At 67.4% G+C, this 24,277-nt stretch carries 20 protein-coding genes and 1 pseudogene; 7 read left to right on the top strand and 14 right to left on the bottom strand.

From position 1 onward, the window contains the following. The first annotated feature begins 233 nt into the window (after window positions 1–233). Together fmt and truA are read left to right on the top strand one after the other, a co-directional pair. Window positions 234–1,175, top strand: a complete 942-nt coding sequence (fmt, locus tag ACUSIJ_RS01180; RefSeq protein WP_449306512.1) for a methionyl-tRNA formyltransferase — start codon at window positions 234–236, stop codon at window positions 1,173–1,175. Then, a complete protein-coding gene (gene truA, locus ACUSIJ_RS01175; RefSeq protein ID WP_449306510.1) occupies window positions 1,176–1,931 on the top strand; it encodes a tRNA pseudouridine(38-40) synthase TruA in 756 nt (251 codons plus the stop codon). A gap of 4 nt (window positions 1,932–1,935) precedes the next feature. On the opposite strand, the gene ACUSIJ_RS01170 is transcribed toward truA, so the two are convergent. From ACUSIJ_RS01170 to ACUSIJ_RS01140, 7 genes and pseudogenes are all read right to left on the bottom strand, one after another. Then, the gene (locus ACUSIJ_RS01170) at window positions 1,936–2,382 is read right to left on the bottom strand and encodes an RDD family protein (RefSeq protein WP_449306509.1); all 447 of its coding nucleotides are present in this window, start codon (window positions 2,380–2,382) and stop codon (window positions 1,936–1,938) included. A gap of 1,005 nt (window positions 2,383–3,387) precedes the next feature. Beyond that, window positions 3,388–3,643: pseudogene (locus tag ACUSIJ_RS01165) on the bottom strand (MerR family transcriptional regulator); the annotation flags it as partial. A 669-nt stretch (window positions 3,644–4,312) separates the two neighbouring features. Next, a complete protein-coding gene (locus tag ACUSIJ_RS01160; RefSeq protein WP_449306508.1) occupies window positions 4,313–4,624 on the bottom strand; it encodes an integration host factor subunit alpha in 312 nt (103 codons plus the stop codon). 289 nt (window positions 4,625–4,913) lie between these two features. Continuing rightward, complete coding sequence (locus tag ACUSIJ_RS01155) at window positions 4,914–5,897, bottom strand: beta-ketoacyl-ACP synthase III (protein WP_449306507.1); 984 nt, start codon at window positions 5,895–5,897, stop codon at window positions 4,914–4,916. Between the two features lie 45 nt (window positions 5,898–5,942). Further along, on the bottom strand, window positions 5,943–6,983 hold the full coding sequence (plsX, locus tag ACUSIJ_RS01150) for a phosphate acyltransferase PlsX (protein WP_449306506.1): 1,041 nt from the start codon (window positions 6,981–6,983) through the stop codon (window positions 5,943–5,945). 199 nt (window positions 6,984–7,182) lie between these two features. Continuing rightward, entirely contained in the window at window positions 7,183–7,755 is a 573-nt protein-coding gene (locus tag ACUSIJ_RS01145; protein ID WP_449306505.1) for a YceD family protein, read from the bottom strand. Window positions 7,756–7,870: 115 nt separating this feature from the next. Beyond that, window positions 7,871–8,581 (bottom strand): ubiquinol-cytochrome C chaperone family protein, encoded by a 711-nt coding sequence (locus ACUSIJ_RS01140; protein ID WP_449306504.1) that lies wholly within the window; start codon window positions 8,579–8,581, stop codon window positions 7,871–7,873. On the opposite strand from ACUSIJ_RS01140, the gene ACUSIJ_RS01135 reads away from it, so the two are divergent. Beyond that, window positions 8,562–9,041: an outer membrane protein assembly factor BamE gene (locus ACUSIJ_RS01135; RefSeq protein WP_449306503.1), complete on the top strand. Its 480-nt coding sequence runs from the start codon at window positions 8,562–8,564 to the stop codon at window positions 9,039–9,041. The two genes, ACUSIJ_RS01140 and ACUSIJ_RS01135, sit on opposite strands and share 20 nt — an antisense overlap. 296 nt (window positions 9,042–9,337) lie before the next feature. On the opposite strand, the gene ACUSIJ_RS01130 is transcribed toward ACUSIJ_RS01135, so the two are convergent. Continuing rightward, the gene (locus ACUSIJ_RS01130) at window positions 9,338–10,291 is read right to left on the bottom strand and encodes a Bug family tripartite tricarboxylate transporter substrate binding protein (RefSeq protein WP_449306502.1); all 954 of its coding nucleotides are present in this window, start codon (window positions 10,289–10,291) and stop codon (window positions 9,338–9,340) included. Between the two features lie 743 nt (window positions 10,292–11,034). On the opposite strand from ACUSIJ_RS01130, the gene ACUSIJ_RS01125 reads away from it, so the two are divergent. Next, the gene (locus tag ACUSIJ_RS01125) at window positions 11,035–12,237 is read left to right on the top strand and encodes a hypothetical protein (protein ID WP_449306501.1); all 1,203 of its coding nucleotides are present in this window, start codon (window positions 11,035–11,037) and stop codon (window positions 12,235–12,237) included. Between the two features lie 57 nt (window positions 12,238–12,294). On the opposite strand, the gene ACUSIJ_RS01120 is transcribed toward ACUSIJ_RS01125, so the two are convergent. From ACUSIJ_RS01120 to tal, 4 genes are all read right to left on the bottom strand, one after another. Beyond that, entirely contained in the window at window positions 12,295–13,164 is an 870-nt protein-coding gene (locus ACUSIJ_RS01120; RefSeq protein ID WP_449306500.1) for a DMT family transporter, read from the bottom strand. Then, window positions 13,161–14,588, bottom strand: a complete 1,428-nt coding sequence (gene argH / locus ACUSIJ_RS01115; RefSeq protein ID WP_449306499.1) for an argininosuccinate lyase — start codon at window positions 14,586–14,588, stop codon at window positions 13,161–13,163. Before argH ends, ACUSIJ_RS01120 begins: the two co-directional genes overlap by 4 nt. Then, window positions 14,588–15,880 carry a nicotinate phosphoribosyltransferase gene (pncB, locus tag ACUSIJ_RS01110; RefSeq protein ID WP_449306498.1) on the bottom strand — a complete coding sequence of 431 codons (1,293 nt, stop codon included), beginning with the start codon at window positions 15,878–15,880 and terminating at the stop codon, window positions 14,588–14,590. The genes argH and pncB overlap by 1 nt, the downstream gene beginning before the upstream one ends. Window positions 15,881–16,001: 121 nt before the next feature. Further along, window positions 16,002–16,970: a transaldolase gene (gene tal / locus ACUSIJ_RS01105; protein WP_449306497.1), complete on the bottom strand. Its 969-nt coding sequence runs from the start codon at window positions 16,968–16,970 to the stop codon at window positions 16,002–16,004. Between the two features lie 340 nt (window positions 16,971–17,310). Between tal and ACUSIJ_RS01100 the strand changes: the two genes are divergently transcribed. Both ACUSIJ_RS01100 and ACUSIJ_RS01095 read left to right on the top strand, forming a co-directional pair. After that, complete coding sequence (locus ACUSIJ_RS01100) at window positions 17,311–18,303, top strand: ABC transporter substrate-binding protein (RefSeq protein WP_449306496.1); 993 nt, start codon at window positions 17,311–17,313, stop codon at window positions 18,301–18,303. 9 nt (window positions 18,304–18,312) lie between these two features. Next, window positions 18,313–20,070: an ABC transporter permease gene (locus tag ACUSIJ_RS01095; protein ID WP_449306495.1), complete on the top strand. Its 1,758-nt coding sequence runs from the start codon at window positions 18,313–18,315 to the stop codon at window positions 20,068–20,070. Window positions 20,071–20,088: 18 nt separating this feature from the next. Here ACUSIJ_RS01095 and ACUSIJ_RS01090 read toward each other — a convergent pair whose 3' ends face one another. Beyond that, window positions 20,089–21,138: an ABC transporter ATP-binding protein gene (locus ACUSIJ_RS01090; RefSeq protein WP_449306494.1), complete on the bottom strand. Its 1,050-nt coding sequence runs from the start codon at window positions 21,136–21,138 to the stop codon at window positions 20,089–20,091. A 309-nt stretch (window positions 21,139–21,447) separates the two neighbouring features. Between ACUSIJ_RS01090 and ACUSIJ_RS01085 the strand changes: the two genes are divergently transcribed. Further along, window positions 21,448–22,878, top strand: coding sequence for a peptide ABC transporter permease (locus ACUSIJ_RS01085; protein ID WP_449306493.1), 1,431 nt, complete (start codon window positions 21,448–21,450; stop codon window positions 22,876–22,878). Window positions 22,879–22,889: 11 nt separating this feature from the next. Here ACUSIJ_RS01085 and ACUSIJ_RS01080 read toward each other — a convergent pair whose 3' ends face one another. Beyond that, a complete protein-coding gene (locus ACUSIJ_RS01080) occupies window positions 22,890–24,212 on the bottom strand; it encodes a hemolysin family protein (RefSeq protein ID WP_449306492.1) in 1,323 nt (440 codons plus the stop codon). Window positions 24,213–24,277 lie beyond the last annotated feature (65 nt).

Genomic DNA, 24,277 nt, shown 5'->3' with positions numbered 1-24,277 from the left:
GGGGCTGCGTCGTGCCGGTTTCCGCCAGGTCTTGCGGCGGGCGAAAAAAGATAAACCGATTCAGCGGACAGTTGAACGGCCCGCCCATGCAACCCGAACGTCGTGACGGCGCAATGATGTCCCTCAATCCGCGTCTTCACGCAATCGTGTGCCGCATGGCCGGCCCATTCGGGATTTGCGCCTCGGCCGTGGACGTTTTAAGAGCGTGATGAAACCAAGGCTGTCAGGGTGTCATGTCGCTACGCATCGTCTTTATGGGAACGCCGGATTTCGCCGTGCCCACGCTCGCGGAAATCGTCGGGCAGGGGCACGAGGTCGTCGCCGTCTACACGCGCGCACCGGCGCGGCGCGGCAGGGGGCTCGCCGAGCAGCCCTCGCCCGTGCATGCCATGGCCGACAGGTTCGGGTTTCCCGTGTTCACGCCTGCCCGGCTGCGCGACGAGGCGGCGGTGGAGACGTTCCGCTCGCTCGGCGCGGATGTGGCGGTGGTCGTCGCCTATGGCATGATCCTGCCTCAGGCCGTTCTCGACGCGCCGGCGCTCGGCGCGCTCAACCTGCACGCCTCGCTGCTGCCGCGCTGGCGCGGGGCCGCGCCCATCCAGCGGGCGATCATGGCGGGCGACGCGGAAACCGGCGTCGCGGTGATGAAGATGGAGGCGGGCCTCGACACGGGGCCTGTCGGCATGATGGAGCGCGTCGCCATCGGCCCGGACGAGACCTCGGGCGAACTGCACGACAGGCTGTCGCGGCTCGGCGCGGACCTGATGGCCCGTGCGCTCGCGGCGCTCTCCCGCGGGGCGCTCTCCTTCACGCCCCAGCCCCTTGAGGGCGTGACCTATGCCGGCAAGATCACCAACGAGGAAGCGCGCATCGACTTTTCATGGCCGGCGCAGAAGGTGCACGACCATGTGCGCGGCCTGTCGCCGTTTCCGGGGGCTTTCGTGCTCGCCGATTTCGGCAAGGGAGAGGAACGGCTGAAGGTGCTGCGTACCGCGCGTGTCGAGGGCGGCGGCGCGCCCGGCACGATCCTTGACGATCAGTTGACGGTGGCCTGCGGCGAGGGGGCGGTGCGGCTGCTGCAGGTGCAGCGCGCCGGCAAGGCGGCGGTGACGGCTGCGGATTTCCTCAACGGCGTGCGGCTGGAGAAGGGCGCGCGGCTCGGAGCACTCCCCTGAATGCCACGGTACAAGCTGACCGTCGAATATGACGGCACGCCTTATGTGGGCTGGCAATGGCAGGAGAACGGGCGCGCCGTGCAGCAGGCGCTGGAGGAGGCGCTCAACGCCTTCACCGGCGAGAACCCGCGTGTGCAATGCGCCGGGCGTACCGATGCCGGAGTCCACGCCACGCATCAGGTGGCGCATGTCGATCTCGTGCGCGACTGGCGGGCGGACAAGGTGCGCGACGCCGCCAACGCGCATCTGAAGCTGCAGGGCGACAGCGTGGCCGTGACGGCGGCGCGGGTGATGGACGACACGTTCGACGCCCGCCATTCCGCCGTACGGCGGCATTATCTCTACCGCATCCTCAACCGCCGGCCGCAACCGGCGCTGGAGCGCCACCGCGTCTGGCACGTGCCGCGCCGGCTCGATGCGGCGGCGATGCACGCGGCGGCGCAGTCGCTCATCGGCAAGCACGACTTCACCACCTTCCGCGCCGCCGACTGCCAGGCGTCGAGCCCGATACGCACGCTGGAGCGGCTCGATGTGGAACGAATCGGCGAGGAAATCCGCGTCTTCGCCTCGGCCCGCTCCTTCCTGCACCATCAGGTGCGCTCGATGGTCGGAACGCTCGAACTGGCCGGCGCGGGCAAGTGGGCGCCCGGGGACGTGCGCGCGGCGCTCGACGCGCGCGACCGCTCCCGCTGCGGGCCGATGGCGCCCGCCGAAGGACTCTACCTCGTCGGCGTCGACTATGAGGCCGGCGTTTGAAGGCTCACGCCCGCACGACGGTGAGGCCCGTCAGCACGTCGTGCAGCAGCCGCCGGTCGCTTCTGACGAGGCCGGTGATGATGTCGAGCACGAACAGGATGAACGTGCCGATCGCGATGTAGAAGAAGATCGCATGCACCGCCGCTGTCAGCCAGTCGACGCGTCCGCCGACCTGGCCGACGACGCGCAGGCCGAGCCAGCGCATGCCGATCGTCGCCTGCGCCTCGCCGCCGACGGTGATCGCGCTGTAGATGACGCCGGTGCCAGCCAGCAGCGGAAACAGCAGCCATGCCAGACCGAACGTCACCACGCCGAGGAAGGCGATGATCCACCCCAGAAAAAAGGTGAGCACGAAGATCACGACGGCATCGACGAGATAGGCGAAGAAGCGCGACGCCAGCACGCCGCGCGTGTCGAATGTCGGGGTGTGAATGGCCGGAACGTCACCCATATCCTGCTCCCAATACCTGCCGTGCCGCCGTTGTTGTCACCCACGCCGCCGGCATTGCAAGCGACATGGACCGCACAGTCGGAGACTAATATGGGGCGTTGCGGAAGGTTCGTCACCCCCCGCGCGCGAGGCGGGGCGACGCGCATGGGCAATGGACCGGGCGAGCGGGCCGGGTGGGTGTGCCGGTTTCCCGGAATGTCGTCGGCTTCTCCCGGCCTCAGTCCTGCAGGCGGCTGAGGGCACTGTTCAGGAGGCGCCGGCATTCCCGGATCTCGTCGAGAACGGCTTGCAGATGCTCCCGCGTATCGGTCGTCAGGCGATACTGGGGCTGGATGATCTGGTTGTCCGGGGCCTCCGGCCGTGACGCGCCGGTCCGCTCCAGGCGCGAGGACAACGGCCCAGGCGCATAGCGGTTGATCATCGGATCGATGGCCGAGATCGCCCCGGCCTGCGGCGCCGGCGCGGCATGTCCGGCGCTGTCTGCCGATGCGCTGTCGTCCGCGCCCGCATCCCATCCGCCGGCATATCCGGAGTCATGCCCGGAGGCTTGTCCGGACCTTGGGGCGCCATCGCCCGCCGGTTCGCGGCCCGCGCCCGCGTCCCTCCATCCCTGATCACCGGCGGCGGTATCGGGCGCGGTGCGCGCCACGGCCTCGGGCCGGACATGAGTATCGTACTCGGGCCGGACATGAGTATCGTAGGGGGGGGCGAGCGGGGGGCGGACGCCGCGCGAGAGGTCGTCCACGCTGCCGGCCGGCCCGTCGTCCTCCGCTGTGGTGTCGGCGATGGCGGCGGGGTCGGCTGCCGTGTCGTCGAAGTCCTCTTCCCGTTCGGGGAGTTCTTCGCGGTCGAAGTCCTCCGCTGCCGGATCGTCGGTCTGGCCGATGTCTGCCTGGGCGATGTCTGCCTGGGCGATGTCTGCCTGGGCGATGTCTGCCTGGGCGATGTCGATCTGGGCGATGTCGGCCAGCCCGTCAGCCTTGTCCTCGGATGCCGGCGCTATCCGCTGGACGTGGGCGATGCCCTGTTCCTTCAGGATGCGCTGTACGCCGCGGATCGTATAGCCCGCGCCGTACAACAAATGTCGGATGCCCCGCAGCAGGGCCACGTCGTCCGGCCGGTAGAAGCGCCTGCCGCCGCTGCGTTTCAGCGGCCTGATCTGCGGAAAGCGCGTCTCCCAGAAACGCAGGACATGCTGGGGAACGTTCAATTCTTCCGCAACTTCGCTGATGGTGCGAAAGGCGTCTGGTCCCTTGGTCACCTGTCACTCCTCCACGCAACATGTCGAACTTGCCTGCGCCGCGCCCGCCGGATCGGGATAACCTATCGTCGACAAGCTGTCCCGATCTATCCATTGATCGAACATAATTTTTCCAAAAAGTGGCGTCTACTTCCCGGCATCATGCCCTCGCCGGCGGCGGCATCCGCGCCGTGCTCCAGCGTTGCGCTGGTTGGGTGTTGCGTGAAACTGTTATGCCACGCGAAACTGTCGCCAGGCTGTCATCCGTGCCGTCATTTTTAACGTAATACGGGAAGAAAACAGCAAATCTTTCACGGTAGGACGGCGAAGGCCGCGTTCGCGGCCAGCCCGTCGCCCTGGATGGGGGCTGCGATCGCCTCACGCCAACCTTGCGCTGGCGTGATTCGGGCGAGGGCGGTTACAGCCGGGATGGGGGATGTCGTCGGCGGGAGACGGCGTCAGAGCATTAAATCTGAATCGCCATTTTGCTCTATCTCTTTGTTTATACCGCCGCGCCACAGTCGTGCGAACCGCCGGGTCGAGGATGGCCGGGGGACCGCGGTCCTCCCGCAAGGAGCCGGACGCCATCGATGCCGGCAGCTTCAGTGAGGATCGGCCACGGAGCCGGAGGCCGGGAGCGGAGGTTGAAAGCGCTTGCCGGTCGATCCCGAGAGGCTTTGTCGGGCGCTCTCAGTCCTCCGCGGTCGGTTCCTCGCCGTTGATGCGGGCCCGCAGGACGTTGGAGGGGCGGAAGATCATGACCCGCCGCGGCTCGATCGGCACCTCGACGCCGGTCTTGGGATTGCGGCCGATGCGCTGGCCCTTGTCGCGGATGATGAAGGATCCGAACGACGACAGCTTCACTGTTTCGCCGCGCGCGAGAGTGTTGGAAATCTCGGAAAGCACGGATTCCACCAGTGCCGCCGACTCCGTGCGCGAGAGCCCGATCTTCTGGTAGACGACCTCGCAAAGGTCCGCTCGTGTTACTGTCCGTCCTGCCATGGTCTCTCACTCGCGCGGCGACCGCGCCCCTCGCTGCGGGCCGCTGCCGGCCCGATTGTTCCTCTTGCACCCGTTTTGCACCGGCCTCCCGGAAGGAGCCCGGCCGTGTCGCCGCATGCGCGTCACCGGGTACGAACCGAATGCCACCCGGCCGAAAAGCATATGCTCTCCGATGGTTGGCGGCGTCGTCCGCTCGGAACATTAACGCTATTCCGATCACCAATAGCGGTCAATGGTGCAAGTATTATGATTCACCCGTCTGCGCATGCCCTGAGGATGGTCTCTGCCGTCACCAGCGGATGATGGCGCTGCCCCAGGTGAAGCCGCCGCCGAGCGATTCGATGAGCACGAGGTCGCCTTGCGCGATGCGCCCGTCCGCCGCCGCGACGCTCAGGGCGAGGGGAATCGAGGCTGCCGAGGTGTTGCCATGCCTGTCCACGGTCACGACGACCTTTTCCGGCGCGAAGCCGAGCTTCTGCGCGCTCGCGTCGATGATGCGCTTGTTGGCCTGGTGGGGCACGAACCAGTCGATGTCCGCGGGCGTGAGGCCGAGCGCGTTGAGGGCATCCTCGATCACGTCGGTGATCATGCCCACCGCGAAGCGGTACACCTCGCGCCCTTCCATGCGCAGGTGGCCGACGGTGCGTGTCGAGCCGGGGCCACCGTCCACGAAAAGCTTGGCGCGGTGCTGGCCGTCGGAACGCAGATGGGTCGTGAGCACGCCGCGATCCTTCACCGATTGCGTGCCCGGCCGGGCCTCGAGCACCACGGCTCCCGCTCCGTCGCCGAACAGCACGCAGGTGCTGCGGTCTTCCCAGTCGAGGATGCGCGAGAAGGTCTCTGCCCCGATCACCAGCGCCCGCCGGTGCGAGCCGGAGGTGAGGAACTTGTCGGCGGTGGTGAGCGCGAACACGAAGCCGGAGCACACCGCCTGCAGGTCGAAGGCCACGCCGTGGGCGATGCCGAGCGCGTGCTGGATGATGGTGGCGGTCGCGGGAAAGGTGAAGTCGGGCGTCGACGTGGCGCAGATGACGAGATCGATGTCGCCGGCCTTCAGCCCGGCCGCGTCGAGCGCCGCCTGCGCCGCCCGGACGCCGAGCTGCGAGGTCGTCTCCCCCTCCGCCGCGATATGGCGCTGGCGGATGCCGGTGCGCTGGACGATCCATTCATCGGAGGTGTCGACGACGCGGGACAGTTCGTCGTTCGTCAGAACGCGCTCCGGCAGGTAGGCGCCGCAACCGCGAACGACGGATCTCAGATTGGCGAGATGCAAGGATGAACTCCCCTTAATTGATCTGTGGCGCTGGGCCGTGTCCGGCTACACCGCCTCGGCTTCGGACGGCTGCGACTGGGGCAGCGCATCGCGAATGCGGTCGATGAGACCGAAACGCGCCATGTCGTAGGCGAGTTCGACCGCAGCCGCAAATCCGTAGGCGTCCGTGCCGCCGTGACTCTTGATGACAATACCATTGAGGCCGAGAAAGATCCCGCCGTTGGCCTGGCGCGGGTCGAGCTTCTCCCTCAGCGCCTCGAATGCGCCGCGGGCGAACAGATAGCCGATGCGCGCCCAGAACGAGCGCTCGATGGCCGCCCGCAGGTAGCTCGCGATCTGCCGCGCCGTCCCCTCCGCCGCCTTCAGCGCGATGTTGCCGACGAAACCCTCGGTGACGACGACATCCACCGTGCCCTTGCCAAGATCGTCGCCCTCGACGAAGCCGTGGTAGATGAATTGCCGCGATTCGTTCTCGCGCAGCAGCCGGCCGGCCTCCTTGACCGCCTCGTTGCCCTTGATCTCCTCCACGCCGACGTTGAGCAGGCCGACGCTCGGGCGTTCGATGTCGAAGACCGCGCGCGCCAGCGCCGCCCCCATCAGGGCCAGGTTGACGAGCTGGGTGGCGTCCGCGCCGATGGTCGCGCCGATGTCGAGCACGATGCTCTCGCCGCGCAGCGTCGGCCAGATGCCGGCGATCGCCGGGCGGTCGATGGGCGCCATGGTCTTGAGGCAGAACATGGCCATGGCCATCAGCGCGCCGGTGTTGCCGGCCGAGACCGCGGCATGCGCATCGCCGGTTTTCACCGCCTCGATCGCCTGCCACATCGACGACTTGTAGCGGCCCGAGCGCAGCGCCTGGCTCGGCTTGTCGTCCATCTTCACGAACACGTCGGTATGGCGGATCTCGGATACCGCCCGCAGGGCGGGATGGTTCACCAGCAAGGGCGCGATGACGTTCTCATCGCCGTGAAGGATGAAGCGGATATCCGGCCGCCGCTCCAGCGCGATCGCGGCGCCGGGCACGACGACGGACGCGCCGTAATCCCCGCCCATGGCGTCAAGCGCAATCGTGATCGGTGCAGCCATAGTGAATGCGTCGTACTCCCGGCGGATGGCGCGCCGGCGGGCCGCGATCCGAATATCATATGCAACAGATACACGCTCTCGTGCGTGCGTCTGTCAAGTACGGTATCCCCATTCCAGGTGCAGCCATCCTCAACCCGGGCCGCGCGGCCCTGTCGACCGACGTCGCCGGGCCGGTTTCGGACCGCGCGCGCCCGTTGCGCTACTTCTTGCCGGCGGGCCTGGCTGCCTTGAGATCGGAGAGGGCGGCGAAGGGCGATTCGCTCGCCGCCGCGCCGTCGTCGTAGGAAAATTCGACGCCCGGCTTGCGCGGATAGGGGTCGAGCCCCAGCGCCAGAAACTCGGCCGTGAGCGCGCCGAGATCGATCTTGCCGTCGATCAGGTCGTCGGGCGCGTCGAGCTCTGATTCGAGGTCGGGCGCGTCGTCCGCCCTGTCCGCCGCGCCGGACGCTTTGGCGCGGGAGCCCAGCGAGACGACGTCGGGGTCCTCGAACACCACCTCGACCTCCTCGTGCACCGTGGTGTCGAAAGGCTCCAGCGACACGGTGCAGATCTGCACGATGGCCGCGTGCACGTCGCCCCGCACCGTCACCCTGCGCTCGTTGCCGGTGAGCCGGAAGGTGCCTTCCAGCCGGTGGATGGCGGGCAGATCGAGAAACTTCGCCAGCGCCGCGCGCTCCTCCGGGGTGGTCTCCACGGTCACGTTCACGCCTTCGGGCTTCAGGTCGGCCACGTTGAAGATGTGTCGCAGAGGAAAAGATTCGGTCTCGGTCATGATGGACCTCCCTCGGATGGGGCCGCCAGGAGCGAGGCTGCCAGGAGCGAGGTTGCCTGGAGCAAGGCTGCCTGGACGGCCGGTTAGACGCCATACGGCGTCGGTAGTGTCGTTATCAGTCACGCGGCGCGTCCGGAAACAGGGGCGCCCCGGACAGAATACGCTGAAGATCGTAGTTAGCCATTGTTGCATCAACGTGGCGGATATGCCGGGCGAATTGCGACAGACGCTGCGCGTCGGCGCCGACATTGCGCGCCAGCGCGTCAGACAGCAGCGCCTCGTCGGCGGCGTCGAGCGCCTCGTCGAACAGCCTTGCCCGGCCGTAGAAAGTTTTGGCGAAGAGCTTCATTTTCTTGGGGATGGAGAGATCGCCGATGCCGATCTCGCGCAGGCCGCGGTCCACTTCGCGGAACAGGATATCAACAAGATCCTGCGATACGTCGCCGGCGGGCGCCGGCAGGGCGCGCAGGCGGCGCATGACCAGCATGGCATGCAGGGTGAGAGAGTCGAAGCGGCCCTGCAGCGTGTCCGGCACCTCGAAATGCGTATAAAGGAAAGGCGCGCGCGAGGCGGCGGCGACGTGCTTGTAGAGCCGCTCGACGGCGCTCGTGTCGCGTTTGCGTCCAAAAAGCCCGAACAACATCTTTTTCCGCTCTTTCCGGGGTGCTTTTCCGTTATGCCCGCCGAAGTACCTTGCCATAGCGCCTTGCAAATCCGCAAAACGCGGGTTAGGCCTGTGCGGGGTTTTATGCAAGCGCGTCGTTGGCGCAACAGCGGCGGTCGCGCAATAGTCAGGAGACCATCGGGTGAGCAATTCCAGCGCCAAACGCTCTGCGTCCAGAAGCTCCGTCGTGGCGGCGATCCTGCTGGCCGGGTTCACCGGTTTCGGACTTGCGTCGTGCGGCAGCCGGGAGACGATCTCGCGCGGCTATGTCATCAATGAGGATGCGCTCGCCCGCATCACGCCCGGCACCGGCGTCGATCAGGTGCTCGAGATCCTGGGCACGCCCTCGACCGTCTCCACGGTCGGCAACAAGACCTTCTACTACATCAGCCAGAAGCTGGAGCGCACCGTCCAGTTCATCGAGCCGCGAATCGTCGACCAGCGCGTCGTCGCGGTCTATTTCAACCAGGCGTTCAGGGTGGAGCGCGTCGCCCACTATGGCCTCAAGGACGGGGTCGTGTTCGACTTCATCAGCCGCACCACGCCGACGAGCGGCGCGGAGCAGAGCTTCCTGAACCAGATCTTCCGCGGGAGCACGACGTTCAACCCGCTCGGGGTGTAAGGCCCGCTTCGCGACCGGGGCGCTTTCCGCTCGTTCTCCGGCGCGGCGGGCGGAAGGTGCGGGCAGCGCGCTCAGCGCTTCCCCGGAACTCGCGCGACAATTCCGATCGATCAGAACGTGTCATCCGACGGCCGGGGCGTCGGATCGGGACGGCTTGCATTCGGCAAGCCATCCCGATCTATCCGTCCGATCGCGCAGGGTCTCCGTCAAGTCGATATCCGTGCCATGACCGGGCCGCCCCGTCGCAGCCGGGCGTCCGCGTCGCGTGGCAGCAGGGCTGGCGGCGCGCGGGCGGTTCATTCGCGCACGATGCCCAGGTCTTTCAGAACGGCTTCCGTATCCTGGATGGAAATGGCGAGTTGCCTTTCGAATTCCTCGCCGTGGAGATAGGTGTCGATCCAGCTGTTTTCCTTCAGCTCGTTCTGCCATGCCGGTGAGGCGACCAGCCTTTCGATGTCGCTCTTGACCTGTGTCTCGTCTTCGGGGCTGAGGCCGGGGGGCGCTGCGACCATGCGCCAGTTCTCGATGGCAAGATCGACCCCTGCCTCTTTCAAGGTCGGCGCGTCGACGCCCTCGAGGCGCGTATCGCCCGAGACGGCGAGGAGCCGAAGCCGTCCGGCGTTGATTTCGTTGCGAAACTCTCCGTAGCCCGACAGCGCCACGGCGTTCGGATCCTCGAAAATGGCCGATATGGCCTCGCCGCCGCCCGAAAAGCCGGTGTAACGTATTTTGCTTGCGGGGGCGCCGGCGTATTTGGTGATGAGCCCGGCGGTGATATGGTCCACCCCGCCTTCCGAGCCGCCGATCCACGAGATGGATTTGACGTCCTCCTTCAGTTTGGCGACGATATCGGCGATGCTCTGGATCGGGGAGTTGGCCTGAACGACGATGGCGACGGGCTCGCCGGTGAGGCGGGCGATGGGCGTGACGTCGGAGAGCGTTATCGCCGACTTGTTGGCGACGATGGCGCCGACCATGACATAGCCGCTGACAAGCAGGGCCTTGGGGTTGCCTTCCGCCAGAAGGGCGAATTTCCTCAGGCCGTTGATGCCGCCTGCGCCGCGCTCGTTGATAACACGGACCGTCCGCGAGATGCCGGAAGCCCTCAGCGCCTTCTGCAGGGAACGGGCCGTCTGGTCCCACCCGCCGCCCCGCGCCGCGGGCGCAATGATCGTGTAATCGAGAGCAAAGGCCGGACTGCCCAATCCAAGAGTCGCAGCAAGAAAGCCGACCAAGAACAGCCTGTTCATCGTCTACGCTCCAAACGCCTTAAACATAGAACTGAAAGATTGTTACATCATAATTGAATATTAATTGGTTATCAAGTAAGTTTTATATAAGTAAAATTATGATATTATACATAATAATATTATATTAATTTTATTATTTTATAGTTAATTTTTATATTTTTATTATCAATTAATGATCATATTATTATTTTTTTATCGGTTATTACATGAATATTTATGCGGGCCTCGGTGCCGGTGCGTTTCCGGCTTGCCTGCACAGGATATTCCGGCCGGGGGTGCTGTCCGGCGCCCGTTGCGGGGCACGGCCGGCGTGAAATTCGTGCCTGGAAGCGCGGCGCGACCCACGGACGGGGCGGTTTTGCAATCGTCCCGGCCTGTTGCGGGTTGCGCGCAATTCGGAACGTCGGCCGCCTGACCCGCGTCGCCAGTCCTGGCGGTGCGCGGCATTATGTCGCAGTCGGGGTCACGAGTCCGGCGCACCGTGGGTGAGTGAATTGCATTACCGGCCGGAGCATTCGATGTCCATCGAAAGCAAGAGATGTCTATACAGACAGAAAAAGTAAGTATGATTCTAACAGTGAATCTATAACGGTTGAAAAAATAGCGCAATATTGATAGCATGCTAGATATAAGTTGCTCGTCTGCGGGGTAAATGCGCTATTTTTTCTTGGAATTTGTTCCTGTACGTGCGACATAATCGATGGGATTTTATTTGCATCCCAGTAGGACTGGAGGCGTATCCAATGTCTCTCGGCGGTATCGTGAAGAAGGGCGCCTTCGCGGGCGCCGCTGTGCTGGCCGGTGTACCTGTCGTTCTCAATCCGAAACTGATCGATCTCGTCGATCGCGGCGTCGTCGGCGTCAACCAGCTCGTGACCGGGCAGGCGCCTCCGGCTGCCGCGGGCGGCGCCGTCCCGCAGGCGTATGTCGTCGTCGCATCGCCGCAGTCCGCGCTGCCGTCCGGCGTCGTCCAGCAGCCCGCGCAACAAGCCCCGGAAGGCGCCACCCCTGCCTACAGGATCACGACGGTGCAGGAGCTGCAAAGGATGTCGCTGGACCTCAACGGGTCCTACACCCTCGCCAACAATATCGACGCGTCGGAGACGAGCCGATGGGACGACGGCCGCGGGTTCGAGCCGATAGGGACCGAGGCGAAACCCTTCACGGGTTCCTTTGACGGCAACGGCTATACCATATCCGGCCTGACGATCGCGCGGCCCCAGCAGGGGGCGGTCGGCCTGTTCGGCGCCGCCGACGGGGCGAAAATATCGAACTTCTATATGACGCGGGTGAACGTCGTGGGACGGAGTTTCGTCGGGCCGGTGCTGGGTTTCGGCTTCGATACCACCATCAAGAACGTCTCCGCCGAAGGCTCCGTCAAGGGCGCGGAGGCCGCGGGCGGCCTGGTGGGCTTCGTGACCGCCGGCATCATCGAGAAGGTGCAGACGGCGGGAACGGTCTCCGGCGAGAAGGGCATCGGCGGCCTCGCCGGCTACACGGACGAGGGGGCGGTGATCAACGATTCTCTCGCCAATGCCGACGTGAAGGGGGAGGAGAGCGTCGGCGGCCTGATCGGCTGGAACACGCTGAGCGTCATCAAGAACACCTACGCCGCCGGCATCGTGCGGGGCAAGGAAGATGTCGCGGGCCTCGTCGGCTACGACGAAGAGGGGGTCGTGATTTCGAGTTTCTGGAACACGGAAACCACCTTGCAGAAAGAAGGCATCGTCAGCGACGCGCAGAACGAGAACATCAACCTGAAGGGCCTGAAATCGAAAGAATTCGAAGAGCCCGAGGTCTTCCAGGACGTCAGCGGCTGGAATTTCAACACCATGTGGCGCTACACCGGAAAAGGCGCTCCCACCCTGGCCCTGCCCAGCGCGGAGGTGGAGACGGCGGCGCCCATCAGGACGAAGTCCAGGCGTTCGGATACGGCGACCAATTGAGGATGGGGCCGGGCGGCCCGGATTGCTTCGGGGCCGGATGGCGGGAGGTGCCGGTGGTCAGGGCCGGTTGGCGATGGCCACCCCCACGGCCGCGACCGCCATGCCGATCATCTGCACCGGCGCCAGTGTCTCGCCGAACAGGAAGAACGCCATGATCGCCGACACCGGCGGCACGAGATAAAGCAGCGTCGCCACACCCGCGACGGCTCCCTGCCTGATCAGATAGAGCAGCAGCGTGATCGCGCCCAGCGACAGGCCGAGGACGGCCCACGCCAGCCCGATCCACATCTCCAGCGAGCCGTCGAGGTGGAGGTCCTCGGTCAGCTGCGCGAGCGGCGCCAGCACCACGACGGCCCCGAAGAACTGGACCGCGGCGTTCGTGCGCAGGTCGGACGCCGAGGCCGTGCGCTTCTGCCAGATGGTGCCGAGCGTCATGGCGATCATGCCGGAGAACGCCACGGCGGTTGCCGCGAACGGCAACGCGGCGGAAGCTTCGCCGATCCGCGGGAACAGCACCAGCAGCGCGCCCGCGAAGCCCAGCACGATGCCGAGCCAGCGTTGCCCGGAAACCCGCTCCCCCAGCAGCGGCACCGACAGCACGCCCGTCAGCAGCGGCTGCAAGCCCATGACCAGCGCGATGATCCCCGCCGGCAGGCCATGCTTGGCGGACCAGAAGGTCGCGCCCAGATAGATGCCCTGCATCAGCACCCCGGCGACGAGAGCGTTGAACCAGTGGCGCGCGGTCGCCGGCCATTTGGCGCCGACCGCGAAGGCGATCAGCGTGAAAACCACCGCCGCCAGGGCGCAGCGCAGCGCCAGAAACGTCATCGGGTCGGCATGGGGGGCAACGAGCCGCGCCACGACGAATCCGGTAGCCCAGATGACGACAAAGACCGCCGGAACGGCCCGCACCAGTGCGGGGCTCATAGATTGTCTTTCCACCACGCGATCTGGGCCGCGACCTGATCGGGCGCGGTGCCGCCGAAACTCTTTCTCGAACGCACGGAATTCTGCACCCCGAGTACGGCATAGACATCGGAGGTGATGCCCGCCTCGACCGCCTGGAACGCGTCGATGGGCAGATCCTCGAGCCCGACGCCGCGCCGCTCCGCCTCGGCGACGAGCCGTCCGGTGACGTGATGGGCGTCGCGGAACGGCATGTTGAGGCTGCGCACCAGCCAATCTGCCAGATCGGTGGCCGTTGAGAAGCCCGCGCCCGCCGCATCAGCCATGCGCGCGGGTATGGCCTCGAGATCCTCCACCATGCCGGTCGTGGCCGCGAGCACCAGCTCGAGCGTGTCGGCGGCGTCGAAGAGCTGCTCCTTGTCCTCCTGCATGTCCTTGGAATAGGTCAGCGGCAGGCCCTTCATGACCGCAAGCAGGGCGATGAGCGCGCCGTAGACGCGCCCAGTCTTGCCGCGCACGAGCTCGGCGGCGTCGGGGTTCTTCTTCTGCGGCATGATGCTGGAGCCCGTGGTCCAACGGTCGGAGAGGCGCACGAAGCCGAACTGCGCCGTCATCCACAGCACGATCTCCTCGGCGAAGCGCGACAGGTGCAGGGCGCAGATGGAGGCCGCCGACAGGTACTCCAGAATGAAATCGCGGTCGGACACCGAATCGAGCGAGTTGCGCGTCGGCCCCTCGAAGCCGAGCGCTTTCGCGGTCGCGTGGCGATCAATGGGGAACGACGTGCCGGCAAGCGCGGCGGCACCCAGCGGGCATTCGTTGAGGCGCCTGCGCGAATCGCGGAACCGGCCGCGGTCGCGGGCGAGCATCTCGACATAGGCCAGGAGGTGGTGGCCGAACGTCACCGGCTGGGCGCTCTGCAGATGCGTGAAGCCCGGCATCACGGTGTCGGTGTGGCGCGCGGCCTGGGCGATCAGCGCCCGCATCAGGCCGGTGATCTGGCCGATGGCGCGGTCGTGCGCCTCGCGCACCCACAGGCGCACGTCGGTCGCGACCTGATCGTTGCGGCTGCGCGCGGTGTGCAGGCGCCCGGCCGGCTCGCCGGCGATCTCCTTCAGCCGCTGCTCGACGTTCATGTGGATGTCTTCGAGCGCGGTCCTGAATTCGAACGTCCCCGCGTCGATCTCGGCCTTGACGGCGGCAAGGCCGGCGTGGATGGCGTCGTGGTCCGCCGCACCGATGATGCCCTGCGCCGCCAGCATGTCGCTGTGGGCGAGCGATCCGCGGATGTCCTGGTCGGCGAGTCGCTTGTCGAAGCCGATGGAGGCGTTGATGGCTTCCATCAGCGCGGCGGGCGAAGCGGCGAAGCGGCCGCCCCACATCGCGTTGGCCTGATCCTTGGCGTTGGCCTCATCCTTGCCCGTCTTTTGCCTGTCGTCCGCCATCACACCACCACTTCACGCTCGATCTGTTCGCCCACCTCGAAAACCCGCTTGTATCGCTCGATTTCCTCCGGGGGCCCCAGCGCCTTCGCCGGGTTGTCGGAAAGCTTGACGGTGGGCACGCCGTTCGCCGACACCACCTTGCAGACGATGGAGAACGGGTCGAGCAGGGCATCGGGAGCGAAGCCGCGGAAATCGTTGGTCAGCAGCGTGCCCCAGCCGAAGGCGAAGCGGACCCGGCCGGTGAAATGGGCGTGTATCCGCTTGATCGCCGGCACGTCGAGGGCGTCGGAAAACACGATCAGCTTGCAGCGCGGATCGGTGCCGCGCTCCTGCCACCAGGCGATGGCTTCCTCGCCGCCCTCGATCGGGTCCTTGGAATCGACGCGCAGCCCCGTCCAGCGCGACAGCCACGGCGGCGCGTTCTTCAGGAACCCCGTCGTGCCGTAGGTGTCGGGCAGGATGACGAGCAGATTGCCGTCATAGTCCTCCTGCCAGTCGGCCAACACGCTATAGGGGGCCTTCAGCAGATCAGCGTCGTCGGGCGCCAGCGCGGCGTAGACCATCGGCAGCTCGTGGGCGTTGGTGCCGACGGCCTCCAGCTCGCGCCGCAGGGCGATGAGGCAGTTCGACGTGCCGGTGAAGGCACTCCCGAGCCCCTCCATCAGCGCCTGCACGCACCAGTCCTGCCACAGGAAGCCGTGGCGCCGGCGGGTGCCGAAATCGGCGATGGAGAGATCGGGCAGCGTCTTGAGCTCCTCGACCTTCTCCCACAGCCGCGCCATGGCGCGGGCGTAGAGCACCTGCAGCTCGAAGCGGCCCATGTGCTTGAGCGCGGCGCGGGAGCGCAGTTCGGTGAGGATCGCGAGCGCCGGGATCTCCCAGAAGGTCGTCTCCAGCCACGGCCCGTCGAAGGTGAGTTCGTACTGGCCGTCCTTCTCCTCGAGCTCGTAGGGCGGCAGGCGGAAGGACTCGAGCCAGGCGATGAACTCCGGCTCGAACATCTGCCGGCGGCCGTAGAACATGTTGCCGCGCAGCCAGGTCGACTCGCCGCGCGTCAGCGACAGCGAACGCACGTGGTCGAGCTGCTCGCGCAGTTCGCCCGCGTCGATGAGATCGGCGAGGCGGATGTGCTTCGAGCGATTGATGATCGAGAACGTGACCCGTGCGTCCCGCCGGCGGCGGAAGATCATCTGCGCCATCAGCAGCTTGTAGAAATCCGTGTCGAGCAGCGAGCGCACGATCGGATCGATCTTCCATTTATGGTTATAGACCCGTGTTGCGATGTCGACCATGGCCGAGCTTCCTATCCATGGTTACCAACGGATTCTCGCGCAGCGTGCGGAAAAGCGGGTGCCACTTTTCGTCGACAAGGCTGCGCAGACTCAAGAACCTGGAGCGCACGTTCCGATTCCATCAGAACGCCTGGCGCTCCAGCCGGTCGTTGATGAGCGCGCGCAGGCTGCGCAGATCCTTGACGAAGGCGCGGATGCCCTCGCTGAGCTTCTCGGTCGCCATGGCATCCTCGTTCAGCGCGAAGCGGAAGGCCGCCTCGTCGAGATGAAGCCGCTCCGGTGCGTTGGCGATATTGCCCGGCGACAGCCGGCGCGGCAGTTCGCCCTCGCCGGCTGAAAGCTCGTCGATGAAGGCGGGCGAGATGGTGAGCCGGTCGCAGCCCGCGAGCGCCTCGATCTGGCCGGCGTTGCGGAAGGAGGCGCCCATCACCACCGTGCCGATGCCGTGGCGCTTGTAGTAGGCATAGATGGTGCACACGGAAAACACGCCCGGGTCGCTGTCACCCGTGTAGGGGCCGCCGCCGTTCTTCACGTGCCAGTCGAGGATGCGGCCGACGAAGGGCGAGATCAGGAACACGCCGGCGTCGGCGCAGGCGGCGGCCTGGGCGAGCGAGAACAGCAGCGTGAGATTGGTGTCGATGCCCTCCTTCTGCAGGATCTCCGCCGCGCGGATCCCCTCCCAGGTGGCGGCGATCTTGATCAGGATGCGCTCGGGCCCGATGCCGCGGTCCGCATAGTCGGCGATGATCGCGCGGGCCTTGGCCACCGTCGCCCCGGTGTCGAAGGACAGGTCCGCGTCCACCTCCGTCGAGACGCGGCCCGGCACGATGCGGGCGAGTTCCGCGCCGAAGCTCACCGCCAGCCTGTCGGCAATGCGCGCGATGATCTCGTCGCGTTCGCCGGTGAGCCTGCCGCCCCACGCCAGCGCCTCGTCGACGATGCCGGCATAGTCGCCGGACTTGACCGCCTTCAGCAGCAGGGTGGGGTTGGTCGTGCAATCCTGCGGCTGCAGACGGCGGACGGTCTCGATGTCGCCGGTGTCGGCGACGACCACGGTAACGGCTTTGAGCTGATCGAGTTTCGAGGCCATCGGGCCGCTCCTTACGCTGGCAATCCGGATGCTGACGGCGAGGCCATTGTGGCCTGTCCTCCAACGGCTTGCACCGGGTTTCCGAGGCAATGCCCCGCGCCCGTGTTGGAGCACGGACGATGCGCCGGTGCAAGTTCAATTACCAGTACAGGCCACGGCGGGGCGGATGCAACCCGTCGTGGCGGGCCGGGCGCCCGGAATCGCCGGGAATCGGATGCGTCATATCAGCGTCATGGCAGAAGTCTAGGCAACGGGGTCATCATTCCTGACGGAAAAGGCCGCGGCCGCCGGTGGGCCGGCTGCCGGCGGTGTATTCGCCTCACTTTGGGAGCGCTTTTCGATGAAACCTGTCGCCGCCCTCGTTCTTGCCGCTGTTTCCGCCGCCGTCCTGTCGCCCGCCGCCGCGTTCGCGGCCGACGTGTCGGGCAGGCTTGTGCTCTACACGAGCCAGCCGAACACCGACGCGCAGCAGACCATCGACGCCTTCAAGGCGAAGCATCCGAACGTCGATATCAGCTTTGTACGCGATGGCACGCCGCCGCTGCTCGCCAAGCTGCGCGCCGAATTCGAGGCCGGCCAGCCGCAGCCTGACGTGCTGCTGATCGCCGACAGCGTGACGATGGAGGGCCTGAAGAAGGAAGGCCGCCTCGCGGCGTATGAGGCGGCGGACGTCTCCGCCTATCCGGCCGGCACGCACGACCCCGAGAAGTTCTGGTTCGCGACCAAGCTGATCACCACCGGCATCACCTACAACACCAAGGCCGACTTCAAGCCGCAGTCGTGGGCGGACCTGGAGCGCCCCGAGGTCAAGGGCCAGCTCACCATGCCGAGCCCGCTCGCTTCCGGGGCCGCGCTCATCCACGCCGCCACGCTCACCGGCAACCTGCCGGAAGGCTGGGGCTATTACGAGGCGCTGAAGGAGAACGACGCGCTCGCCGGGGGCGGCAACGGCGTCGTGCTCAAGGCGGTCGCGGGCGGCGAGAAGCTCTACGGCGTCATCGTCGACTACATGCCGATCCGCGAGAAGGCCAAGGGCGCGCCGATCGAGTTCGTGTTCCCCACCGAGGGCGTGTCCGCCGTCACCGAGCCGGTGGCGATCCTCAGCAGCACGAAGAACCCCGAGGCGGCGAGGGCGTTCGTCGATTTCATCCTGTCGAAGGACGGGCAGGACCTCGCCCGCCAGCAGGGCTACATCCCGGCCCATCCCGAGGTCGCGCTGCCCGAAGGCTTCCCCGACCGCTCGGTGATCAAGGTGCTCGCCTTCGATGCCGCCAAGGCGCTCGCGGACGAGGAGAAGAACAAGAAGGCGTTCGCCGACATCTTCGGCCAGTGACGGCACCGAATGACGGATGTCATCGGCGCGCGAACCATCGGCGGCGCGGCGAGGCTGCGCCGTTTGCCTGAGGGCGCCTGGATCGTCGCGGTGCTGCTGCTCGCGGCGGCCCTGTTCGCGGTGCTGCCGTTCGGGCGGCTGATCTGGGCCGCCGTCGCGCCGGGCGGCCAGCTCAACCCCGGCCCCATGCTGGCGGAGATTGCCGGCCGCGCCGCGATGCGGGCGACGTGGCACAGCCTGGAGACCGGCGTGGTGTCGGCCGTCGCGGCGACGCTGCTGGGCGCGGGGCTCGCCTTCGCGCTGACGCTCACCGACGTGCGGGCCAAGCGGACAATCGCGTTCTGCTTCATCCTTTCCATGATGATCGCGCCACAAGTTGTTGCGCTGGCGTATTTTACGCTGGCGGGGCCTTCGTCGCCGCTGCTCAATGCGCTGGGGCTTGCCCCACCGCCGGGCAGCAACAACCCGCTGATGAGCCGCGAGGGCATCATGCTGGTGCTGGCGCTGCACCACGCGCCGCTCGCCTTCGTGACGCTCAGGGCCGGCCTGCGAAGCCTGCCGGCGGATCTCGCCGAGGCGGCGCTGGCGGCCGGCGCGCGGCCCTGGCGGGTGATGCGCAGCGTCATGCTGCCCCTGCTGCGCCCGTATCTCATCGCCTCGCTGGCGCTGACGTTCGTGGCGGCGATCGGCAATTTCGGCATCCCGGCCCTGCTCGGCGTGCCGGTCAACTACCTGACGCTGCCGACGCTCATCTACCGCCGCATGGTGAGCTTCGGCCCCTCGATCATCGCCGACGCGGCGGCGCTGTCGCTGCTCGTGGCGCTGATCGCGGGCGTGGGCGTCTGGCTCGCCGCGTGGTGGCTGAAGCGGGCAGGGCGCAGCGAGGCGGGCGGGGGACGTTCCGCCCGCTTCTCGCGCGGCCGGCCGATCGGCGTCGTCTGGCATCCGAAGCGTCGGCTCGTGGTCGAGGCACTGCTGTGGCTTGTGGTGGCGGTCGCGCTGGTGCTGCCGCTGACATCCCTCGTCGCCGCGGCGCTGGTGCCCTCATACGGCGTGCCGCTGACATGGGCGACGGTGACGCTCGACAATTTCACCGAGGTCCTCATGCGCCAGGACGTGACCGTGCGCGCCTTCCGCAACTCCTTCCTGTTCGCGGTTTCCGCCTCACTGTTCCTCGCCCTGATCGCCGTGCCGCTCGCCTATGCGCTCGACCGGCGGGTCGGGCGGTTCCGGGGCACGCTGGAGGGGGTGATCGAGATACCCTACGCGCTGCCCGGCATCGTGCTGGCCATTGCCTGCATCCTGCTGTTCCTGCGTCCGCTGCCGATCCTCGGTGTCAGCATTTATGCGACCCCCTTCATCATCCTGTTCGCCTATGCGGCGCGGTTCCTGCCGGTGGCGCTCAAGGCGCCGTCGGCGGCGGTGGGCCAGTTGCCGATCGAGCTGGAGGAAGCGGCACAGGCCTGTGGCGCCCGATTCTCCCGGCGGCTGCGCTCCATCGTGGTGCCGGTCGTCGCGCCCGCGGCCACGGCCGGCGGGCTGCTCGTCTTTCTCTTCGCCTTCAACGAGTTGACCGTGTCCGCCCTGCTGTGGTCGTCGGGCACCGAGACCATCGGCGTGGTGCTGTTCAGCCTGGAGGAGGCCGGCTTCGCCTCGCCCGCCGCCGCCGTGGCGCTGACCGCGGTCGCGGCGGTTGCTGCCATCATGGCGGTCCTCGATGCGCTGGCGCCGCGCCTGCCGCCGGGCATCCTGCCCTGGCGGGAATAGGCTTCCGGCGAGAGTGGATCAGGCCGGGATCACCCAGCCGTCGGTGATCGCGACGGGGACGGTTTCGCCGATCGCGGGCGCGTGCGGCAGATGGAATTGCAGGCTCTGGCCGTCGTCGAGCACGGCCGTCACCGCATGCACCGGCCCGCGGTAGGTCGCGCCCGTGACGCGCGCTGCGAGGCTGCCGCCCGGCGTCACGGCCTCCGGCCGCACCAGCACGGAAACGGGAGCGGGAAGGGCACCGGATATGGCCCGGGGCAGGGCGCGGACGCGGATCTGCTCGCCCGCGATCCGCACCGTCGCCCTGCCATCCGACGCGGGACCTTCGGCCATGGCGTCGATGATGACGCCGTCGCCAACGAATTGCGCCACCTCGATATTCGCCGGTTCGGCGTAGATGGCCTGCGGCGAGGCGATCTGCGACAAAACGCCGCTGTTCAGCACCGCGACCTGCGAGGCGAGCGCCAGCGCCTCCGCCTGGTCATGGGTGACGTAGACGAACGTGCGCCCTGTTTCCCGGTGCAGGCGGCGGAACTCGTCGAGCATCGCCGCGCGCAGGTGGATATCGAGATTGGCGAGCGGTTCGTCGCACAGCACTATGCGGGCATCCTGCACGAGTGCGCGGGCGAGCGCCACGCGCTGGCGCTGTCCGCCGGACAACGCATCCGGCCGGCGCTGCGACAGGTGGGAGAGCCCGACCGCCTCGAGCGCCTGCGACAGCCGCTGCTCGGCCTGCGGGCCGGGGACGCGGGCGACCGACAGCGGAAAGGCGACGTTTTCGGCCACGCTCATGTGCGGCCACAGGGCATAGGACTGGAACACCATCGCCACCTGCCGCTCCTCCGGCGGCACGTGGAGGTCCGGCCCCGCGACCTGACGCCCGTTCAGGAACACCGTGCCGGCGCTGACTTTCTCGAAGCCGGCCACGAGCCGCAGCAGCGTCGTCTTGCCGCAGCCCGAGGGACCGAGCAGGGCGAGAAACGCGCCGTCCTCGACGTTTAGGCTGACGTCGTTGAGAGCGAGCACCGCATCGAACCGGCGGCTGACGTTGGCGAGCGATATGGCCATGTGGCGCTTCCGGCGGCGAATCTTCCGGTGGAGAATAAGTCGGACGTGAGCGCCCTGTTTGCATCCGCCCCGTGACAGTTCCATGAATGTCGCGCCGGCTGCCGTATCCGGCGCCCGCGCCGCGGCCACCCGCCGGCGTGAAGTGCCTTCGGCATGGGACTGGCCCGATTGGGAAAAGCGGCGCCCGCTCGCATGCGCAGCATTCCGCGGCAGTGTTGCATTCGCCCTACAGCATCCGCGCCGCGCACAAGCTACGGTGAACGAGGGAGGCGTGCATCGGGCCCGCCGGTTTTGGAAATGTTTCTGGGTATGGTCACGCACACCCGCACGCCCCCGCTCGATCCGGCAGCCGACGCAGCCGCCCTGCTGCGCCGCCTGGGCTTCGCGATCCTGACGGTGCTGCTGCCGCTCGCGTCGTTTCTGTCGCGCCGATCGACGGTTGTGCTCGCGCCGGTCGGGGTGTCGCTGCTCATCGTCTCGAGCGTGATCGAGGCGCCGCCGCGCGGGCTGGGGCGCGCCGCCGGCGCGTGGTTCTCGCGGCCTGCCGGCATAGCCGGGCTGCTGCTGCTGGCGTGGACGGCGCTGTCGATATTCTGGGCGCCCGATCGGGGCGAGGCGTTCGACAAGCTGTTCAACATCGTGCAGGCCCTCCTGCTGGCGCTGCTCGGGGTGTCGCTGCTGCCGCAGCGGGTGCGCGCGTCCAATCTCTATCTCATCAGCATCGGCGTCGCCGCCTCCGCGCTGCTGGCGCTGGCGCTGCTCGCCACCCGCCCGCGCGAGGTGCTGCTCGGCGAGACGGCGACCTTCGAGCGCGGCCTCACGGGGCTTACGGTCGCGTTCTGGCCGGCGGTGGCGTGGCTCGAATCGCGCAGTCGTCGGGGGCTCGCAGCGACCTTGGCGGTGGTGACGGCGGCGGCCTTCATCGCCGCCCGGCTGTGGGTGCCGCTCGGCGGTTTCGCGGCGGGCGTCGTCATCTACGCGCTGGCGCTGCGGCGGCCGGTGGCCGGCAACCGGGTGGTGGCCTGGGGCACGGCGGGCATCCTGCTCGTCGCGCCGCTGATAGCGGTGCTGCTGTCGCCGCTGGCCGGGCTGCTGCTGGCGGAAGAGCATGCGCTGCGCGGCGGACTCGCCGCCTGGCAGACGCTGATCCTTGGCGAACCCGGCGGCTTCATCCTCGGCCACGGGCTCGACACCCTGCTGCCGGCCCGCCTCGACGGGAGCATCCCGGCGCACACGCCCCAGGGCCTGCCGTTCGAGCTGTGGTTCGAACTGGGCGCTGTCGGCGCGATATTTGCCGCCCTGACACTCTATTTCGTGGTGCGCAGCTTTGCGGGGCTGGCGAGCGGGCCTGCGGGATCGGGCCTGCTCGTCCCCGGCCTGCTGGCGACGGTGGCGAGCGCCTTCGCGTTGTCGTGCTTCGGGGTTGGCGTCGCCTTTCCGTGGTGGGTGACGACGCTCGCCGTGACCATCATCGCCTTCTGGGCCATCGCGCACGGCCAGTTCCGCACCAGCCGCCCGAAGGCGCGCTGGCCGGTGGCGGTGACGCTGCCGGTGGGCGGACGCCGCGCGCGCGGCGAGAACGGGGCGCCGGGAGAGGCGGGGCCTGCGTCCGCGCCTCCGGCGTCGGAAGCGCAAGCGCATCCCGATGCGGCGAACGGCGAACCGGCCCCTACCGGCAGGAGCTTCGTGCGCCGGAAGGTGCCGACCCGCGACGACGGCGCCCCGATCCGCAAGGAGTAACCGTAACCGTCCTACACGTCCGTGCGGGCGACAAGCAGCTTGTCGACGCGCCGGCCGTCCATGTCCACGACCTCGAAGCGCCAGTTCCGCCACTCCACGGCGTCGCCGACATTGGGGATGCGCCCGAGCTCGTGCAGCACGAAGCCGGCGATGGTGTGGAAGTCGCCCCCCGGCGGCGGGTCGCGCAGGCCGAGGCGCTCGAACGCCTCATAGGCGGGCATCATGCCGTCGATGAGCAGCGAGCCGTCCGCCCGCTCCACCACGGAAGGCTCCTCGTCGTCCACGCTCGGCAGCTCGCCGGCGATGGCCTCCAGCAGGTCCGTCTGGGTGACGATGCCCTCCACACCGCCGTATTCGTCGACGATGACGGCGAGCCGCACCGGCCGCTGCTTGAACTGCTCCAGCACGCGCAGGAAGGGAGTAGCCTCGTGCACCACCAGCGGCTCGCGGGCGAGTTTCGCGACATCGAGCGGATGGCGGTCGAGGACGCTGTCGAGCAGGTCCTCCTTCAGCACGATGCCGATGACCTCGTCGAGCGCGCCCCGGCTCACCAGCATCTGCGCGTGGCGGCACTCACGGATGGTGTCGAGGATCTCCTCGGGCGGGTCGTCGGCATCGACCCATTCGACATCGAGGCGCGGGGTCATGAAATCGCCGATGCGGCGGTTGCTGAGGTTGATGACGCGCTCCACCACCTCGAGCTGCGCCTGCTGCAGCACGCCGGCGCGCTGGCTCGCGGCCATCAGCAGCTTCAGCTCCTCGGGCGAATAGTTCGCCCCTTCGCCCTCGCCGCTACGCAGGCCCACGAGCCGCAGGACGAGGTTGCCCATGCCGTTGAGGGTGACGATCGCCGGGCGAAAGAAGAACTGGAAGATGTTGAGCGGGTGCACCACGGCGAGCGCCGTCGCCTCGCTGCGCTGCAGGGCGAGGCTTTTCGGCGCGAGCTCGCCGAGCACGATGTGCAGTGCCGTGATGAAGGTGAAAGCGATGGCCACCGCCAGCGTGTGCGAGCCGATGGTCCCGAGGCTGCCGGGAAGGCCGGAGAGCCACGGCTCGATGAGATGCGCCAGCGCCGGCTCGCCGATCCATCCGAGCGCCAGCGACGAGATGGTGATGCCGAGCTGGGTGGCGGCGAGATTGCCGTCGAGATGCTCGACGGCCCGCTGGAGCGTGGCCGCGTTGCGCCGTCCGGCCTTGACGAGCTCGGCCACCCGGCTGCGCCGCACCGCGACGAGCGAGAATTCCGCCGCGACGAAGAATCCGTTGGCAAACACCAGAAAAACGACCGCGGCCAGTCCGACGACGTCGCCCCACCCCGATTCAACGCCCGCCATGATCTCCCCTGGCCCGCCCCGCCGCGCCCGTCCGGCCACGCCGATGCGTGGGTTCCCGCCGCTGC

The organism is Pseudochelatococcus sp. B33 (genome assembly GCF_053570585.1).
This window is presented reverse-complemented; position numbering and strand designations above follow the sequence as displayed.